The sequence below is a fragment of the Cohaesibacter sp. CAU 1516 genome (assembly GCF_005771485.1).
Classification (GTDB): Bacteria; Pseudomonadota; Alphaproteobacteria; order Rhizobiales; family Cohaesibacteraceae; genus Cohaesibacter; species Cohaesibacter intestini.
Genome location: NZ_VANT01000004.1, coordinates 177,301 through 196,037, shown reverse-complemented (window position 1 = coordinate 196,037; position 18,737 = coordinate 177,301). Strand labels below are relative to the sequence as shown.

Sequence of the window (18,737 nt, the reverse complement as noted above, 5' to 3'; positions counted from 1 at the left end):
TTGGCAACATGGATAGTGTGTCGGCTCAAGTTACAGTTCCGGTGCTGCCGGATTATGGCGCCCTTTGGCAGGCGAGCCGATTCACTCTGTTGGATGGGGCCTGTCGCCAAGCGTTTGGCCCCCAGATCACGCAGTCATTCCGGATCTTCAGTTCAATTGGTGATACATTATGCTCGACCAGTCCAATGGGCCTGAAGGGCAAGGGAAATCTGTCTTTGACGCATCCCTTGCTTACACGCCCGATGAAAAAGGCACCTATATATCTGTCGGCGCAGAGTTCCGCGCGACATTGGCGCTTGCCTGGCCGCTGGTTCTGACCCAAGTGGCCCAGTTTTCCCTGCAAACCACCGACGTCATTATGATGGGGTGGCTGGGGCGTGATCATCTGGCCAGCGGCTCGCTGGCCAGTGCCTTGATGCACCCCCTTCTGGTCTTCGGCATCGGGGCTGTGACCGCAGTTGCCCCGATGGTCGCTCAGGCGATTGGGGCCGACGATACGCCATCCATTCGCCGCACCGCCCGGCAGGGCATCTGGATTGCTTTCCTGATTGCGGTCTTGCTGATGATAATCCTGTTTCAGGGTGAGAAGATCTTTCTTCTCGCAGGGCAGGAACAGGACACCTCGGCCATGGCCCAGTCCTATCTCAATTATGCGGCCTTTGCCCTGTTTCCGGCGCTCGGCTTTCTGGCGATGCGCGGACTGGTGGCTGCCCACAGCGAAACCGCCGTCATTCTGTTGATCACCATTGTCAGCATTTTTGTCAATGCGGCGGGGAATTATGTGCTGATGTTCGGCCATTTCGGCTTTCCGCGCATGGAACTGGCTGGCGCTGGTTTGTCGACCTCTATCGTCAACAGCTTCGTCTTTGTTGCAATGCTGTTCTATGTCGCCAGAAAGAAGACCTACCGCCCCTATGATCTGTTTGCCCGTTTCTGGAAGCCCGACTGGCCGCGTTTTTGGGAAATGCTGCGCATCGGGATTCCAATCGGTCTGATGATCATGATTGAGGTGGGGCTGTTCGCTGCCGCAACCATGTTGATGGGATGGCTGGGTAAGGATGCGCTCGCCGCCCATACGGTCGCCATGCAATGTGCCGCCTTTGCCTTCATGGTGCCACTTGGGCTCAGTCAGGCCACAACCATCCGGACCGGATTGTCCTATGGCCGTAAGTCCCGCCACGGCATCAAGGTTGCTGGCTGGGTGTCTATTGTCATGGGCACCGGCTTTATGGTCGGCACCTGCGCTCTGTTCCTGACCATGCCAACCTTCTTTATCGGTTTGTTCCTTGATCCGAATGAAGCGATCAATCTGGTGCCTTACGGCCTGGCGGTTACCTTTCTTGCTTATGCTGGCCTGTTCCAGATCGTCGATGGATTGCAAGCCATGACAGCAGGGGCGCTGCGTGGTTTGGGGGACACGCGTGGGCCGATGCTGATTGCCCTGTTTGGCTATTGGGGCTGTGGCTTCCCGATCGCCTATCTGCTCGGTTTCAAGTTTGGCTGGCAGGGTGAGGGGATCTGGGCCGGTTTGGCCATCGGACTGGCCGTGACCGGCGTCATTCTGGCGTTCCGCTTTCAATACAGAGAAAGACTGGGATTGGTCAAATTCTGATGGTCAGCATTGGCTTCAACACAAAAGGCCCGAACAACCGGTTCGGGCCTTTTGCATAAGATATGTATGATCAGGTGTCGGCGCGCCTAAGCGGCAAGGGGCTTTTTCGGTGCCAACACGGTTGCCTCACCGGTCAGCACCTCCACATCCCCCACCTTGGCCAGACAATCGAGAATGACGCGGCGACCACGTGGCACCAGCTCGCGGATGGTCACCGAGACGACCAGCTCGTCACCGGGACGAACGGGTGCCTTGAACTGCATGGACTGACCCAGATAAATCGTGCCAACACCCGGCAGCTGCATGCCCAACAGGGTGGAGACAAGGCTGGCGGTGAAAATCCCATGGGCAATGTTGCCTCCAAAGCGGCTTGCTTCGCCAAAGGCTTTGTCCACATGGATTGGATTATAGTCGCCGGACAGGTCCGCGAACGAGGCGATGTCCCGCTCGGTCACAATCCGGGTCAGGCTGACACTTTGGCCAACAGACATATCCTCGAAATAGACGGTGGTTGCTGGCTGACTGGTTTCTTGCACTTTCATGGGTGCCCCTCCTTCTTTTTTCTTGTTTGGCGATGATCTCAACAGGGCAACAGGACCATGGATGACTGATTGCATGGTCAGCCTGCTTTTTTTTACAGCGCCGTTTGATTTGAGCTTAGGCAACAATAGGAAATGGTGCAATGCAACAAACTGTCAATAAAACCAAAAAAGAGCGCTTGCCAACCTGTTTCTTGGCAGAAACCCGCCGTCAGCGCATGTACGTAAAGACACGTATTCGCACCTGTGGGGCGAAGCGGTGAATAACATCGCTGAAACATGGTTAATCAAAATAAAGGTTATGAAAGACTAAACAAAACCCTACAGTTGAGTAAATATTTGAGCAATTTCAGCCTGTTTGACAGTATTTCGGGTCAATTTCGTATAATTTCTACTGACGGCACGAGAGGCCAGTTAACCGCTTTTTTAAATCCTTGAGCTAGTCTCCAATCTTGATCAGGGAGGCGATTGACCCTGATGACATCAAAGAGACCAACAGTCTGAAAAGTCGAAAAGTCCGCTATTAAAGGCGGCAAAGCAGTGTGAGTTTGGAGTAAATAAATGGCCCTCGATCTTTCAATGCCGGTACTGGTTGTCGACGACTATAAAACCATGATCCGGATCATCAAGAACCTGCTCAAGCAGCTGGGTTTCGAAGATGTAGATGATGCAGCAGATGGCACCGAAGCGCTTGCGAAAATGCAGGACCGTCGTTACGGCCTCGTGATTTCCGACTGGAACATGGAACCGATGACCGGCTATGAGCTGCTCAAACAGGTGCGCGCAAGCGACAGCCTGTCCAAGACCCCATTCATCATGGTCACGGCCGAGTCCAAGACCGAGAACGTGATCGCTGCGAAAAAGGCCGGTGTAAACAACTACATCGTGAAGCCATTCAACGCGGCAACGTTGAAAACCAAAATCGACGCTGTTTTCGACAACTAAGTCAAACCAGTGCGACATCGCATCAACGCCAGACTGTTGATGTGATCATGTCGCCATTTCGATTGGTTGGTCGGGCCAGGTGCCGGGCGATATGCCCGGCCCAACGCCCCGGACAGGACCAGACAGATCGGATGGACGGTAAGCGCGCAGTTGCAGACCCATTCAACACAAAAACGGCAAGCCATTTCGTACATATCCGTGCGAAAAAGAGCCGGTGTAGCTGTTGAATGCGAGATTGTGCGGCCGATAACGACGATAGTGTTTTGGGCGCCGGATAGGGTGAAGCCTTTTCGTCAGCAAGGGCTGACACGCAACAGACGAACCGACCTGTGAGGGCATAAAATGTCGAAGGCAAAACAAATCAGCGCGGACAAAGTTGCGCAACTGGTCGCCTTTCTTGAACAGAATAAGGGCGAGGACGTCTCCCTGACAGACATCATGTCTCTGGCAGAGGTCATGGCGGACAGTCTGGATTCCCATCTTAAGGGCATGGACGGCACGCTTTACAACGAGTTTCTGGCAATTGCCGCTGAGATTTCGAATATGAAAGACGAAATCGCGGCGCTTCGCCCAGCGCAAATGCGCCACAATGCCATCCCCGAAGCCGGCCGTGAGCTCGATGCTGTGGTCGAGGCGACGGAAAAGGCTACCAATGTTATCATGTCCTCGGCTGAGGAAATCATGTGCGCCGATCCCAGTGACTCAGATGCCTATCAGGCTCTGGTCAATGACAAGGTGATCGAGATCTTCGAAGCCTGCTCGTTTCAGGATATCACCGGTCAGCGCATCAGCAAGGTTGTCCATGCTTTGAATGTCATCGATGAGCGTGTGTCCACTTTTGTGGATCGCATGAAGATGCAGAATATCGATGGCGATGACTTTGAAGAAAGCGAGCATGATCGCCGCAAACGCGAGCTAATCCTGCATGGTCCGCAACATGACGGCGAAGGTGTCAACCAGAACGACGTCGATGCGATGCTGGCCGATCTCGATTTCAACGCCAAGCCGAGCAAGTCAGAAGAGGCGACCGCTCAGGATCAGATCGACGCCCTGTTTGACTGAGTGTTGATCGGCGTAGCGATTATTCAGACAAAATGCCACTTGGAGCCGCGCTTTGCGCGGCTTTTTCGTGCTGGCCGGAAATCCCTCAGCCCGACAGGGACAAGCAACAGACCAAGAAAGACAACAAGCCGCATAGGACCCCATATGCGGCTTGCTCGTTCGGGATGACGGAATCAAATCACATGTTCGGATAGGTCGGCCCACCCGCGCCTTCCGGCACGGTCCACATGATGTTGCCATTCGGGTCCTTGATGTCACCAGATAGGCCATGAGCGCTAGGCGCTCATGACAAACCTATCGGCAGGAATGCGTGTGACATCCTTACATGTTCGGATAGGTCGGCCCACCCGCGCCTTCCGGCACAGTCCACATGATGTTGCCATTCGGGTCCTTGATGTCACACGTCTTGCAGTGGACACAGTTCTGGGCGTTGATGACATAGTTGACCTTGGACGGATCCTGCTCGTCTTCAACCCATTCATAGACACCGGCCGGGCAGAAATTCTTCGACAGACCGGCATAGACATCATGCTCCGACGTCTTCTGCAGCTCCATATTGCCGACCACCAGATGGCAAGGTTGGTCTTCCTCATGGTTGGTGCCGGACAGGAAAACCGAACTTAGACGATCAAAGGTCAGTTTGCCGTCCGGTTTTGGATAGTTGATCGGTCGGCATTTCTCGGCGGGCAGGGTGCTTTCCGCATCGGTTTTGCCATGTTTCACAGTGCCAAATGGCGAGAAGCCAAACAGGCTGTTGAGCCACATGTCGAGTCCCCCAAGGGAGACGCCGAACGTCAGGCCATATTTGGCCCACAAAGGCTTGACGTTACGCACCTTGAACAGATCCTTGCCAATCGGCCCTTTGCGCCAGCCATCTTCATAGGCGGTCAATTCATCATGGCTGCGCCCTTCGGCTACAGCACCCATCAAGGCTTCAGCCACCTCGATGCCGGAATCCATTGCGTTATGGATACCCTTGATCCGTGGTACATTGACGAAGCCTGCTGAACAGCCGATCAGTGCGCCACCCGGGAAAGTCAGGCGCGGCACAGACTGGTAGCCACCCTCGGCAATACAGCGGGCACCATAGGATACGCGCGTGCCACCTTCAAAAGTTTCGCGCACAGCCGGATGGGTCTTGAAGCGCTGGAACTCCTCAAATGGTGACAGATGCGGGTTCTTGTAGTTGAGATAGACCACGAAACCGACCACCACCTGATTGTTTTCAAGGTGATAGAGGAAGGAGCCTCCGCCCGTGCCTTCAGACAGAGGCCAGCCAAAGGTATGCTCGACCAGTCCTTCTTCATGCTTGGCCGGGTCGATTTCCCAGAGTTCCTTGATGCCGATGCCGAATTTCGGCACGTCGCAATCCTTGTCGAGGTCATATTTGGCAATCAGCTTCTTGGCCAGCGAGCCGCGCACCCCTTCACCGATCAGGGTATATTTGCCCAGCAATTCCATGCCGCGCATGTAGGTGTCTTTCGGCTGGCCATCTTTGCCAACACCCATATCGCCCGTGGCAACACCGCGCACCGCGCCATGCTCGTCATACAGCACTTCGGCAGCGGCAAAGCCGGGATAGATTTCGACGCCCATGGCTTCTGCCTTTTCGGCCAGCCAGCGGCACAGATTGCCCAGTGAAATGATATAATTGCCGTGATTGTTCATCAGTGGCGGCATCAGGAAGTTCGGCAGGCGGATCCCGCCAGCAGGTCCAAGCAAACGGAACGTGTCTTTTTTGACGGCAACTTTCAGCGGACAACTATCGTCTTCGCGCCAATCGGGGATCAGGCGGGTCAAGGCAACCGGGTCAATGACCGCTCCGGACAGGATGTGCGCACCGACCTCGGAGCCTTTTTCAAGCACGACGACGGAAACATCCTCGCCCTTCTCTTCAGCCAGTTGCTTGATTCGAATGGCCGCCGACAGGCCCGCAGGTCCGGCTCCGACGATCACAACGTCGAATTCCATGCTTTCGCGTTCGGGGAGTTCGTTCATATCTGCCATCTGCAGGTCCTCTTCGTTCTTGGGTCGAGCGTCTTGGCGCTTCATGCATTTTCAAGTTGGCCGATGGTCACTTGTTGCCCTATAAGATATGTCTAGCGGAAAACGAAGCCGGAATCCAAGTGCACAAAATGCTAAACACTGTCACATCTGCTCATGACCTCGCAGCCCTTATCGAATGGTATGGCGCCATGGGGGCTGATTGCGCCTTGGATGACCTGCCTCAGGATCGGTTCGAGGAAAGTCAGCGTCAGGCCCGTGAGAGAGCCTCTGCGCGCACCGCCAAGGCGGCTGCTTTCGACAACAGGGCAAACGCGTCTCCTTCCCAACCTGTCGGGTCGACGCTTACGTCAAAGTCATCATCAAATCAATCCCGTCCTTCGTTGAATGCACCGCAGCATGGCCAACAGGAGGGGCAGGCGCCAGCCTTCCTCAATCCCGGCAGTGCCTCTGTGGTGGAGGATGCGCGACAGATGGCAGCTCAGGCTCAGACCCTTGCCGATCTGCGACAGGCGCTGGCAACCTTTGAGGGCTGCAGCCTGAAACTATCGGCCAAATCACTGGTCTTTGGGGATGGCAATCCCGACGGTGAGGTGATGTTCATTGGCGAAGCGCCGGGTCGGGATGAGGATTTGCAAGGCATTCCCTTCGTTGGGCGGGCCGGGCAATTGCTCGACAAGATGATGACAGCGATCAAGCTTGACCGGTCCAATAGCTATATCACCAACATTTTGCCGTGGCGCCCCCCGGGGAACCGCAAGCCCAGCATCGATGAACAGGCCATGCTGCAGCCCTTCATTCATCGCCATATCGAACTGGTCAATCCCAAACTGCTGGTCTTCCTTGGGGGAACAGCGGCGCAGCAATTGCTCGACAGCAAAGAGGGCATTATGCGGCTGCGGGGCCGCTGGCGGACCTATGCGGTGTCCGGGCGTGAAATCCCGGCCATGTCGACGCTTCATCCCGCCTTCCTGTTGCGGACTCCCGCTCAAAAACGGGCGGCATGGCAGGATCTGCTCGAAGTGGCCGCCAAACTCGACAGCTTGCGATAACCATCCGCTTCGCTCAGCGAAACAAAAAGCCGCTCCCCCGAAGGAGAGCGGCTCTAGTGGTTTGTCTTTGTTGGACTGACTTAAGCAGCAGCAACATCATTGAGGAAGCCGGAAACCAGCTCTTGCAGATCGTCCGCTCGTGCCGACACGTCGCGTGCTGCGACCAGAACCATTTCGGAGGCTTGCAAATTGCTGGCCGCGGCATGGGTGACACCGTCAATATTGTGGTTGACTTCATTGGCCCCATCTGCGGCACGCTGCACATTGTGGGAAATTTCGATGGTTGCCTGTCCTTGCTCCTCGACCGAAGAGGCAATCATCGTGGCAGCCGACCCGACATTCTGCATCGTGGTGGCAATCTCGCGAATGGCGTGGACTGCATGGTCGGTTTCCGACTGGATCCCAGAAATCTGCTGTGAAATGGCTTCAGTGGCTTTCGAGGTCTGATTGGCCAGCTCCTTCACTTCGGCAGCCACAACCGCAAACCCCTTGCCAGCATCGCCAGCGCGCGCCGCTTCGATGGTGGCATTGAGCGCCAGCAGGTTGGTCTGTTCAGCAATCGACTGGATCATGGTAACCACTTCACCCACCTGTTGCGCGGCATTGGCCAGACTAGCCACCTTGGCATCGGTTTCCGAAGCCGCATCAACGGCACTTTGAACAACCTGCGAGGTTTCCGAACTGCGCGCTCCAATCTCGGCGATCGAGTTGGACAATTGCTCAGCAGCTGCGGCAACGGCCTGAATGTTGTTGCTGGCCTCGCTCGATGCACGCGCTGCTGCTTCGGCTTGGGATGAGGTCTGGGTGGAGTTTGACGACAGGCTGGTGGCTGTGTCTTCCAACCCGTCGGTGGTCGCGACGACGCCATTCAGCATCGATTGCGAGGCCTCGCGGAAACGGCTGATCAGGTCTTCAATCTGACTCTGACGCATGGCACGGGCTTCCTGCTCCTTCTCGGTCTCGGACATCAGGCGACGCCGTTCGACGGAGTTGGACTTGAAGACCTGCACCGCCTTGGCAATATCTCCGATCTCATTGCGTCGATCTCGGAAGGGGATGTCTGTTTCAATGTCACCAGACGCCAGACGGCTCATCGCCGAGATCAACTCACCAATTGGACCGATGATGCTGCGGCTGATGACAATGCCCAGAGCAATCGCGCACATCAGGGTCAGGCCACCAATCCAGAGAAAGGACCGATTGACCAGATTGCTCGCAGCCTGAAGATCCTGATTGGCTTTGTCGAACCCGTCATGGGCGATCGTGAGCAGCTGTTGAAAGTCCTGATCAACTTCGACAAACAACTGATGCAGGGCAGCCTGTTCCGCACTCGCAGTCAGTTGTAAATTGCGCCAGGCATCCAGAGCTGCCTTATACTCCGTCAGCAATGCGGAAAAACCCTTCTTGTCCTTGCTCGACAGCATCGCATATTTGAGCTGGCCGAGAAAATCGTCATGCAGCGTGTTGAACTGCTGCCAGTTGGCATCTTCCTGACTGATGACAAAGGATTTTTCCTGTTCGCGCATGGCCAGCATGGGAATGATCAGCTTGCTCTGCGATGATTTCAGCACGGATTGCTCCAGCGCCGCCGCCGACTGATTGACCGCCCCGAGCAATCCATCCTTGCCGTGGGTGCCAAGGGTGTTGATCTGCGCGACCAGTCCGTCGAAGGCTTGGTCGTAATGCGCGAAATCCTCGTCCACTTCCTTCAGATCGGCGACCACATGAGTAGCCGCGCTATGGTTGATCAGATCTGCAAGTGTTGATCGGATGGTTGCCATCTCGGCCTTGAAGTCTTTCAGTCTGGCCGCATCGCCACTGGTCAGGAAGGATTGCTCAAACTTCCGCAAATGCAGGAAATCAATCTCGATATCCTTGACTTTGGAAACCATGTAATTGTTGCCTTGCATCGTCGCCAGGGCCTGACTTTTCATCGTCATGCCGTAATAGTAGGTTCCCCCCAAAATCAGGACTGACAGCACCGCCAACAAGGTTAGACCGGCGATGCGATAATAGATTTTCATGTTTGTCAGGAAACCGAAACGGGTCGGAGCGGAGGCAATCTTGGAGGCCTCTTCGGGGGAGGGGACATAAGCGGACTTGAGCATGTGGATACCTTGCTGCGGGCAATCATTGATGCGCACCCCTGCAGCAACAGTGGATCACTTGATCGGGGAAGCCATTCAAAGTCGGGCATCAAACAAGGATCGGGCGCAAACGGCCTCGTTGCCGCGCGGGGAAGCGACTTCTGTCAGCACTATCCAAAAAGTCTGAACAGACAGTTATCATTCGTATAATGCGACAATATGCAGCGTGGCTGTGCGGCTGTTGCAATCATCAAGAGAAATGCGGATTGCTAACAATCCGCCTTTTAACGTCTGACTGGTCCTGTGGGGAGCCTTAGCTCCAGCCGCCGCCATAGGTCTTGTAGAAGACATGCAGGCCGATTTTTTTCAGCCGCTTCATGGTGCGTGCCCAGCGCGGACGCACATAGGTGGCATGATAGTGGGTCGAAGAGCCGATCGACTTCATCCAGACCTCGCCATTGACCACCTGATTGGCAACTTTCCAAGCGGTATCCCAAGCTTCTTTCGAGCGGATGCGATCAGGAATGCGATCGCAGGCAAAGGAGAACTGACAAGCATTGCGACGGTGCTTGTTCTGATAGACAACCCCGCAGATTGTGTTCGGATAGGTCGGATTTTTCACCCTGTTCATCACGACCTGTGCGACCGCAGTCTGGCCTGCAACAGGCTCTGACCGGCTTTCGAAATAGATTGCGTTGGCAAGGCAGGTTTTCTGTTTTTTCGAGAAAGAGGATTTCGGCAGAGGATTGGTGACCCATGCATGCTCGCCACGCGCATCGATCTTGGCAACTTTCTTCTTTTTGCTTGAAAAGTTGAACCAGCTAGCGAAGGGAGATTTCTTCTCTTCGACCACATCCTTGTCACCGGACAGAGAGGCCAGTTGCAGCTCGGCCCGTACGGCCTTGCTCTTGGCCAGCGTCAAGCCTTCATTCTTGGTCTGAGCTGTCTGTTCTTGCTGTATTGCGGCCTCGTGCTTGGCCTCAAGAGCAGCAACCACAGGGGTAACATCAAGGGGCTGGGACACTTTGTTTTCTTCCTCGCGCGGTGCACGCATGCGAGGCAGGGTGGCAATGGTCACGGCCTCGGACGTGGCATCGGCAGGCGCAGACTTGGCCGGTGTCTCGTCGCCATCCAGCTGGCGATTGAGGTCTTCTACGGCGCCCAGAATGGTCACCTGATTGTCTTCATGAATCCGACCGGTCCGCTGTTCTGTCAGGATCGCATCAAAGGGGGCATCCAGCCCATCGGCGGAATTGGGCGCATAGGCAAGCGCAGTATTCTCATTGCCTGTGGTGGCAGCAATCTGCTGAACAGGCTGTTTGGCATCATTGCTCTTATTGCTGGCGAAGAGGATCTCCGGGGCTTGTTCAATCACTTCTGGCAACAGGAAGCGAGAGGCGTCCGCCATCACCAGCTTCAGATCATCAGAAGGAGCAAAGGCTGCTTTGGGCAGTTCGACATGGGAGGCCTGTGAAAAGGGTCCACTCATCGTCCAGACCGACCCGGACCAATTGAGAGCGATGGCGCGGCGGCCATGGCTGACCCGATAAGGTTCCCAATGCCAGCGCAGGCGCCGGGCGCCCTTGGCCGAGCGATCGACTGCCAGCGTTTCGGGGAGCATGGCTGCGGTTGGATCTACAAATTGCGTGTCGCTGTTGCTCTCGCCTTTGCTGGTCGTCGCCAGTTTGATAATGGCACCATCCAGTGACGCCTGCTCAACAGGACCATTGGTTCTGAACCGGGAGACCATCGATCCGGTGACCAACTCATCCTCTCGCGCTTGAAAAGCAAGGACGTCCTTGTCGCCACCGCGCAAGCGCGGCGTGTGGCCTGCGAGAATTTCCTTTGTCCATGCTTCCTGCCGAAGCTCGGCCAAAGACTTGCCTGCCATGCCTCTTTCGTCAAGAGATTGCGTGATGGAAAGGACCAGCCCGGATGCCAGCAACATGCGGGTGGTAAGACCAAGGCTCTTCTGGCCAAGCGTGGTTTTGGACATTCTGTCACCAATTTACACAACGCAACTACACAACACACTCACGCCGCCAAACAGGGCGGTTTGAGCCGGGGAACACCAAGACACACGGGTCCCGTTGGAGTTATAATGCGCTATTAACCTTGAAAGAGCGTTAACGCCGCTCTTTCCCACCGGGAGGCTCTTAAGGGGACATTAAGGCGAGGGCGTGGCGAGCGAGGAGGCGTGGTGCATCCCGCTTGGCGTGTGTTCCTACGAGCGGATAAAGGCTCACGCACACCCGCCATCCAGTAACGAGGTTGAGCGGCATTTGAACCGGGAGCTTTCAGGATGGGCTGCCAGCAGGAGTGATGTTCAGAATCGGGACGTCATTGCTTAACGACTGCGAAAGGATCTCTGAAAATTGAAAAGGCACATATGCAATTTGCAAAGCCGCGTTGATGAGAGGCACGCAGGGAATGTCGTCAAAGGAATGCTGAATGAAATACGCTGACTGAGGGAGGGTTTTGGGGGAAGGCCTCAGAAGGAAGGCGACTGTGGTCCAGACGTAAAAATGCCCGGACCTATATGATAGGCCCGGGCAAGTGTGTCTGCATATCGGCTCACATATCGGATTCAAACCAGCAAAGAATTCCGACATCAGGAGCGAAAGAAGAACAGTCCCCGCAGAATGTCCAAACGGCACCAAGAGCCAAAGCGGTGCCAAGCTCCGAGCCTTGCTGCAGACTTGACAAACTTAGCTCGAAATGGCGATGAAATCACCTGAAAAGTGTGCATTATTAGGGGTGGGTTATCAGATTATGGCAAATTTCCATATGTGATTGTGACTATCAGAGGTGCAATTTAAACGCTTGTTAGGTTGCTTGGTTGCCTGAATATCTACGCATTTGCGGGCGTAATCGGTCATTTCTGCAACTGTACGAAAATAGGCAAATCGCGCTTGTGAGTGATGTAAATTTCTTGTGTATAGGCGTGTATTGCCGCCTGAATTTCGGACCTGAGCCGCCACGACGTGTCTTTTACGCACCCGTCAAACGGTCGGAAAGGGTCTTTGTAATATTTGAATCGGCGGAAAAGGGACCATTGGATCGCGATAAAACGGCATCTGCATCAACCACCGTCAGGCCAAAACTTCCGAATTTGCAGCGGATCCGGTCAATCAACCATGCTCTGGTTTGTGACGCTCGTTGCCTCGCCAGTCTGCCCCCTTCACATAGATGATGATAATGGTGCTGAACCGCTTTGACCAAGGCTTCCAAACCCTCCCCTTCGGTGGCGGAGACCAACAGCACCGGCACGCTCCAGCTTTCCGCCTTGCGCAGGGCCAGAGACAAAGCACCTTCGACATCTGCGGCGGCGCGCCGGGCAGGCGCTCCCATGTCCGCCTTTGTTACCGCGACAATATCGGGCAATTCCATCACCCCGGCCTTCATGAACTGCAAACTGTCGCCTGAGCCGGGCTGGATGCACAAAATGATCGTATCCGCTGCATAGGCAATGTCCGCCTCCGACTGACCGATGCCGACGCTCTCCACAATCACCCGATCAAACACGGCCCGCATCAGTACGATGGCAGCCAGTGCCTCGTGAGAAAGGCCGCCAAGTCGATCCCGCGCCGCCATCGAGCGAACGAAAATCTTCTGATCTCCTGGATCGGTATCGAGCCGCGTTCGGTCGCCGAGCAAGGCCCCGCGGGTGAATTTCGAAGAGGGATCGACAGCAATCACCCCAACGCTCAGGTCTGCGGCGCGCCAATGACGAATGAGTGCATTGGTCAGGGTCGACTTGCCCACGCCGGGCGGTCCGGTCAGCCCAACCACATGCGCTGCAGCTGCTCTGGTCGCGTCATCCAGCAAGGCGGCGACATCCGGACTGCCGTCGCGGGCCTCGATGTCGCTGAGGGCACGGGCAAGAGCCCGTTTGCCGCCTTTTCGGATGCTGTCAAGCGTGAGGGGGTGGGGCTTTGCCACGAGGGTCTGACCTCTGCTGCTGGAATGGCCTTGAAAATGTGCTGTCTTCAACCTCTAGCACATGTGGCAAGGCGCTTCTAATCTACCATAGGCTTAAGGCGGAACTCCCTTGCCAAGCCATCCATGCCCCCCAGACAGCAAGGATCGCACCGGACAGAAAGTCGATCATCCGCATCAGCCCATCGGACACAAAGTGGCGCATCATCGCTGTCATCGACACCAGAAACAGCCACCAAAGCGCCGATCCGCTGAAGACGCCGAACACCAGCCAGTAAGCAGCCCCTTTCCCTGCCGCTGCCCCCACGGTCAGACCTGAAATCATGCCGACAAAGGCGAGGATGGTTGACGGGTTCGACAGGGTGAGAAGAAAAGTCGTACCATAGGCTTTCAATGGGGCATGCCCAGCGGGTGCTTTGGCCGGATCATGCGGCTGGACGTCAAGGCCACGCCGAAAGCTCGCAATACCCAGATAAAGAATGAGCAAGCCACCGCCGATCCGCATCCAGTCTCCGTGGCTGATCAACAGTCCGGACACGGCCAGCCCGGTTGCTGCCACCAGTCCGTAAAACCCGTCCGCTGTGGCAGCCCCCAACCCGGTCGCCAGTCCGACCAGACGCCCGTCACGCAAGGTTCTCCTTATACAAAGCAATCCGATTGGCCCGACTGGTGCAGCAATCGCCAGACCGATCAATCCGCCTTTCAGGAATATTTCCATCATATTGCCGTCCAATTGATTAACTTGACTGAATTTCTCTCTGTTTCAATAAATTATGTCAAAAAATGTGAGGCAGTCAATAATTATTGCTGAATTTTAGCTTCGTGAAGCGAGAAGAACGCGCAACCCCTTGTCCATATAGGGTTTGGATGATTTCAATATTCCACGCTGGTCCGAACAAGTGCAGGATTGCTCATCTCGATCCAAAATGTATGATGACCGGATATTTTGTTAGAGATGGTTTTGTATGTTTAGGCTCCCCTCAGTCCCCGGCTGGCCCTCTTCAGAGGCGCGCCGATCATGGCTAGATGTCGGGTTTTCAATTGTCTTGTTGCTGTTTTCCGCAATGGCTCTGACAGGCTGCAAAACCCTCTCGCATGGGGAGGGTGCGCTCAAGCCAAGAGCGTGGGTGGCCGAGCCGCATGAACTGGATGAGGATGAAACGCTCTACCGCAATATCGGCGCAACCTATCAGCCCACCGCAACCAAATTTGATTGGGCTCGCCACAGCCTGAAGCTGTTCTTCGGAGGCTATCCGGGCAAGGATGGATTGCCTGATCATCATGTGATGGACGAAGAGACGGCCAATCAGCAGTTCCGGCAAGCCCTGCTCCAGCCGGACAGTCTCACATGGTTCGGCCATGGAACTTTTCTGATCAATATCGGCGGCAAGCGCATCCTGACCGACCCGACCATTGCCCGCCGCATTGGCCTGTCGCCTGCTGCCATTGGACGCCTTGTGCCAACCCTGCCCAACTGGCGCGATCCGATTCTGGGGCTTGATCGTCTTGATGCGGTGCTGATCACCCATGCGGACTATGATCATCTTGATCTGACCAGCCTGAAGATGTTGAGGCAGAAATTTCCCCGCATGCAGATCATCGTGCCCGAAGGGACTGCACGTATGATGAGGGCTATCAAACATACCCCTATCAATGAAGTGGCATGGTACGACAGGCGGCAACTCGGGGCTGTTGGGATCGATTTTGTGCCCGCCATTCATGGTGTCCGGCGTCCGCCATTCGACCTCGATACAGCCCTATGGGGGGGCTATGTTCTGAGCCACAACGGGCGCAAGCTCTATTTGTCGGGCGATATTGCACTTGGCAGCGTCTATGAATCCATTGCCCGTCGCTACGGGCCGGTCGATGTCGCCATCGTGCCTGTCGGTGGCTACCAGCCGCAGCACTTCAATCGCGCCTTTCACACAACACCCGGCGGCGTCATTGGCATCGCCCGCAAGATGGGGGCCCGCAAGATCATTGCCAGCCATTGGGGCACTTATGCCCTGTCCGAAGAAACGGGGCGCACACAAAAAGCGGCCTTTCAGGCTGCAATGGCCAGCCAAAAAGGCCGCTCTGAAGGCGTGATTTTCAAAATTGGTGAGAGTCGACCGCTTTGGTCGCCCGGTCAGTGAAGGGTCGCGAACTGACTGTCATCCAGCAGGCTTAAGGGATCGGACGGATCCAACTGGATCGTCCAGGACGAAATATAGTCCACCTCTACAATTGCCCCGCTCTCGATCATCTGGCACTCGCCATCCTCGGCGATCTCCATGCCTTCCGGGTCATTGGGAATGGCAATCAGTCCCTCACCATTGGCCTGCTCGATGATCACATTGTCCGACTGGATTTCGGTAATCGGGCCATGGGTCTCCAGCCAGTCGATGACTTTGCCGTCTGCATCGACATAGGTGAGGCTGATAAACAGTTTTTTGCCTACAAGATCTTGCTCGGCCATGGTTTCAATCCGTAAGGCTCACGTCCGCTGGTGCCGTCTCAGCGTCGCTTGCGCGGCCGCCAGACGGGCAATGGGCACGCGGAAAGGCGAGCAGGAGACATAATCAAGCCCGATCTTTTCGCAGAAGTCGATTGAAGCCGGTTCGCCCCCATGCTCACCACAAATTCCAATCGTCAGATCTGGCCGGGCAAAACGACCCCGCTCGACGGCGATTTCCATCAATTCGCCAACCCCATCCACATCAATCGAGATGAACGGATCCTGCTCGACCACACCAGCCCGCAAATAATCCGAGATATAGCGCGCCGCATCATCGCGACTGATGCCATAGGTGGTCTGGGTCAGATCGTTGGTGCCAAAGGAGAAGAATTCCGCAGATTCTGCGATCTTGCGGGCCTGCAAGGCAGCGCGAGGCAGCTCAATCATTGTGCCAATCTTATAGCTCAATTCTTTGCCGCTTTTCTTCATCACCTTCTTGGCAGTGGCATCGATACGCGCCTTGACGAATTCCAGCTCTTCCTTGATTGAGACCAAGGGCACCATGATTTCCGGCTGCACGGGATTGCCGGTTTTCTCGGCAGCCTCAAGGGCAGCTTCAAACAGGGCGCGGGTCTGCATTTCTACCATTTCGGGATAGGAAATGGCAAGGCGACAACCGCGATGACCAAGCATCGGATTGAACTCATGCAATGCGTGGATCCGACTGGCCAGCACATCCTCGGCCACCCCTACAGCGCGCGCCACCTTGGCGATATCACCTGGCTCACTTGGCAGAAATTCGTGCAATGGAGGATCGAGCAGACGCACGGTGATCGGGAAGCCTGCCATGGTTTCAAACAGCGCGGCAAAGTCGGCCCGTTGCATCGGCAGAAGCTTGTTCAGTGCCCGTTCGCGATCATGGGCGTCGGTGGCGATGATCATTTCGCGCATCACCGAAATTCGGCCTTCCTGCAGGAACATATGCTCTGTGCGGCAAAGGCCAATGCCTTCTGCACCAAAATCCCGTGCAGCCTTCGCATCCTGAACGGTTTCGGCATTGCAGCGCACCTTGAGGCGACGGATGCCGTCAACCCATTCCATCAGGGTGGCAAACTCGTCGGTCAGTTCCGGCTTCTCCATCGGAACTTCGCCCTTGAGCACCTCGCCGCTGCGCCCGTCAAGGGTGATCAGATCTCCTTTGTGCATCACTTCTGCGCCAACGGTCAGGGTTTCATCCTGATAGTTGATGCGGATCATGCCCGCACCGCTGACACAGGGAATGCCCATGCCGCGGGCAACCACAGCCGCATGGCTGGTCATGCCGCCACGGGCGGTGACAATGCCTTGCGCCACATGCATGCCGTGCACATCTTCAGGGCTGGTTTCTGTTCGTGCCAGAATGACCCTCTTGCCATTGCTGGTAAAGAGTTCCGCATCCTTTGTCTCAAAGACCAGATGGCCCGACGCTGCGCCCGGTGAGGCTGCCAAACCCTTGGCAATGACGATCCGTTCGGCGCTTTCCGACAGAGTTGGATGCAACAATTCGTCCAGTGATCGCGGATCGACCCGCATCACGGCTTCTTCCTTGGAGATCAGTCCTTCGAGCGCCATATCGACCGCAATCCGCAGCGCTGCCTTGGAGGTTCGCTTGGCGGTGCGCTTCTGCAGGATCCACAGCTGACCACCCTCGATGGTAAATTCCAGCTCCAGCATGTCGCGATAATGATGCTCCAGTTGGTCGCAGATTGCCCGGAAGCGGGCAAAGGGCTCAGGCATCAATTCTTCCATGCTCGGCTCTGGTGAGCCATTGGCAAGCCGGGCGTCCAGCGTCAATTCATACGGCGTCCGGTTGCCTTCAAGGACGTCTTCCCCTTGCGCATTGAGCAGATATTTGCCGGTCAGGCGTTTTTCGCCGGTATCCGGATCACGGGTATGGGCGACGGCCGTGGCCGAGCTTTCGCCCAGATTGCCAAACACCATCGCCTGAATATTGACTGCTGTGCCCCAATCCTCGGCAATATCATGGACCCGACGATAAGTGATGGCCCGCGCACTCATCCAAGAGGAACAGGCCGCTCCGATCGCGCCCCACAATTGCGCCCGAACATCTTGCGGAAACGGCTCGTCGAGTTCCTGCAGGATCAGCGCCTTGTAGCGCTCAATGATGCCTTTCCAGTCGTCGGCGCTCAGTTCGGTATCATAGAAAAGCGCGCGCTCGTCCTTGACCTCTTCGACAATATCCTCGAATTCATTCTGATCGATGCCCAACACCATGTCGCCATACATCTGGATGAAGCGGCGATAGCTGTCATAGGCAAAACGCGCATTATCGGTCTCTTTCGCCAGGACCTCGACGGTTTCGTCATTCAGGCCAAGATTGAGAATTGCCTCCATCATACCGGGCATGGTTTCCGGAGCGCCCGCACGGATAGACAGAAACAACGGCTGCTTGATGCAGCCAAAGCGCCGCCCGGACAGCTGTGCCAGCCGTTCAAGCGCTTCTTCGATCTGTGGTCCAAGGTCATCTGGATAGGAATGGTCGGTGGCCAGATAATGGGTGCAGAGCGCGGTGGTAATGGTAAAGCCCGGTGGCACCGGCAGTCCCAGATTGCTCATCTCAGCCAGATGCGCGCCCTTGCTGCCGAGCAACGCACGCATGTCAGCGCGCCCGTCGGCTTGCCCACCGCCATAGCTATAGACCCATTTGGTCGGCCCGTTGGTCGGCCCGTTGGTCGATTGACCCATGCCACATTCCTCTCTGCTTCCGAGACTTGTGTACCCGCCTGACCGACCAGATCAAGACGAAAGTCGTGAAATTCTCTTTTTTCTGCCGGTTTCGCCAGGTTTGGCCTTGGTCGTGCACAAGCAAGGTTGGCGGCAACACTCGGGGCAGAGCTGCGGATTGGTGACTATAGTCAAGCGATTGCTGCAATGCAATATGACAAACTGCCCTCATCCGCATCTCTCCAATAGGCCAGATGCTGCGATCATCAAGACGGGGATGCAGGCCTTGCCGTCTGCTTTTGTCATGGGACTGTCATTAATCGTCGATAAATGTCG

General features: G+C 55.7%; 12 protein-coding genes and 1 pseudogene. 5 read left to right on the top strand and 8 right to left on the bottom strand.

Features of this window, described 5'->3' with window-relative positions:
- The first annotated feature begins 169 nt into the window (after positions 1 to 169).
- Positions 170 to 1,612: an MATE family efflux transporter gene (locus tag FDK21_RS12490; protein ID WP_138148769.1), complete on the top strand. Its 1,443-nt coding sequence runs from the start codon at positions 170 to 172 to the stop codon at positions 1,610 to 1,612.
- Positions 1,613 to 1,698: 86 nt separating this feature from the next.
- Here the strand turns inward: FDK21_RS12490 and FDK21_RS12485 are convergent, their stop codons facing one another.
- Complete coding sequence (locus FDK21_RS12485) at positions 1,699 to 2,154, bottom strand: MaoC family dehydratase (RefSeq protein WP_114010401.1); 456 nt, start codon at positions 2,152 to 2,154, stop codon at positions 1,699 to 1,701.
- Positions 2,155 to 2,712: 558 nt separating this feature from the next.
- On the opposite strand from FDK21_RS12485, the gene FDK21_RS12480 reads away from it, so the two are divergent.
- Together FDK21_RS12480 and FDK21_RS12475 are read left to right on the top strand one after the other, a co-directional pair.
- On the top strand, positions 2,713 to 3,096 hold the full coding sequence (locus FDK21_RS12480; RefSeq protein WP_114009869.1) for a response regulator: 384 nt from the start codon (positions 2,713 to 2,715) through the stop codon (positions 3,094 to 3,096).
- Positions 3,097 to 3,438: 342 nt separating this feature from the next.
- Positions 3,439 to 4,158 carry a protein phosphatase CheZ gene (locus tag FDK21_RS12475; protein WP_171022067.1) on the top strand — a complete coding sequence of 240 codons (720 nt, stop codon included), beginning with the start codon at positions 3,439 to 3,441 and terminating at the stop codon, positions 4,156 to 4,158.
- A 321-nt stretch (positions 4,159 to 4,479) separates the two neighbouring features.
- On the opposite strand, the gene FDK21_RS12465 is transcribed toward FDK21_RS12475, so the two are convergent.
- A complete protein-coding gene (locus tag FDK21_RS12465) occupies positions 4,480 to 6,165 on the bottom strand; it encodes an electron transfer flavoprotein-ubiquinone oxidoreductase (protein ID WP_138148767.1) in 1,686 nt (561 codons plus the stop codon).
- Positions 6,166 to 6,293: 128 nt separating this feature from the next.
- On the opposite strand from FDK21_RS12465, the gene FDK21_RS12460 reads away from it, so the two are divergent.
- Positions 6,294 to 7,214, top strand: a complete 921-nt coding sequence (locus FDK21_RS12460) for a uracil-DNA glycosylase (protein ID WP_138148765.1) — start codon at positions 6,294 to 6,296, stop codon at positions 7,212 to 7,214.
- An 80-nt stretch (positions 7,215 to 7,294) separates the two neighbouring features.
- Here FDK21_RS12460 and FDK21_RS12455 read toward each other — a convergent pair whose 3' ends face one another.
- From FDK21_RS12455 to FDK21_RS12440, 4 genes and pseudogenes are all read right to left on the bottom strand, one after another.
- A complete protein-coding gene (locus tag FDK21_RS12455; RefSeq protein ID WP_138148763.1) occupies positions 7,295 to 9,322 on the bottom strand; it encodes a methyl-accepting chemotaxis protein in 2,028 nt (675 codons plus the stop codon).
- Between the two features lie 292 nt (positions 9,323 to 9,614).
- Positions 9,615 to 10,067 (bottom strand): annotated as a pseudogene (locus FDK21_RS20945) (cell wall hydrolase); the annotation flags it as partial.
- 2,225 nt (positions 10,068 to 12,292) lie between these two features.
- The gene (gene meaB, locus FDK21_RS12445; RefSeq protein WP_210238767.1) at positions 12,293 to 13,243 is read right to left on the bottom strand and encodes a methylmalonyl Co-A mutase-associated GTPase MeaB; all 951 of its coding nucleotides are present in this window, start codon (positions 13,241 to 13,243) and stop codon (positions 12,293 to 12,295) included.
- Positions 13,244 to 13,325: 82 nt separating this feature from the next.
- Entirely contained in the window at positions 13,326 to 13,961 is a 636-nt protein-coding gene (locus tag FDK21_RS12440) for a LysE family transporter (RefSeq protein WP_138148761.1), read from the bottom strand.
- 406 nt (positions 13,962 to 14,367) lie between these two features.
- Here FDK21_RS12440 and FDK21_RS12435 point away from each other — a divergent pair, with 406 nt between their 5' ends.
- The gene (locus tag FDK21_RS12435; RefSeq protein ID WP_171022066.1) at positions 14,368 to 15,375 is read left to right on the top strand and encodes an MBL fold metallo-hydrolase; all 1,008 of its coding nucleotides are present in this window, start codon (positions 14,368 to 14,370) and stop codon (positions 15,373 to 15,375) included.
- Here the strand turns inward: FDK21_RS12435 and FDK21_RS12430 are convergent.
- A complete protein-coding gene (locus FDK21_RS12430; RefSeq protein ID WP_114009874.1) occupies positions 15,369 to 15,698 on the bottom strand; it encodes a hypothetical protein in 330 nt (109 codons plus the stop codon). The two genes, FDK21_RS12435 and FDK21_RS12430, sit on opposite strands and share 7 nt — an antisense overlap.
- 18 nt (positions 15,699 to 15,716) lie before the next feature.
- Positions 15,717 to 18,422: a pyruvate, phosphate dikinase gene (gene ppdK / locus FDK21_RS12425; RefSeq protein WP_138148757.1), complete on the bottom strand. Its 2,706-nt coding sequence runs from the start codon at positions 18,420 to 18,422 to the stop codon at positions 15,717 to 15,719.
- Between the last annotated feature and the right edge of the window lie 315 nt (positions 18,423 to 18,737).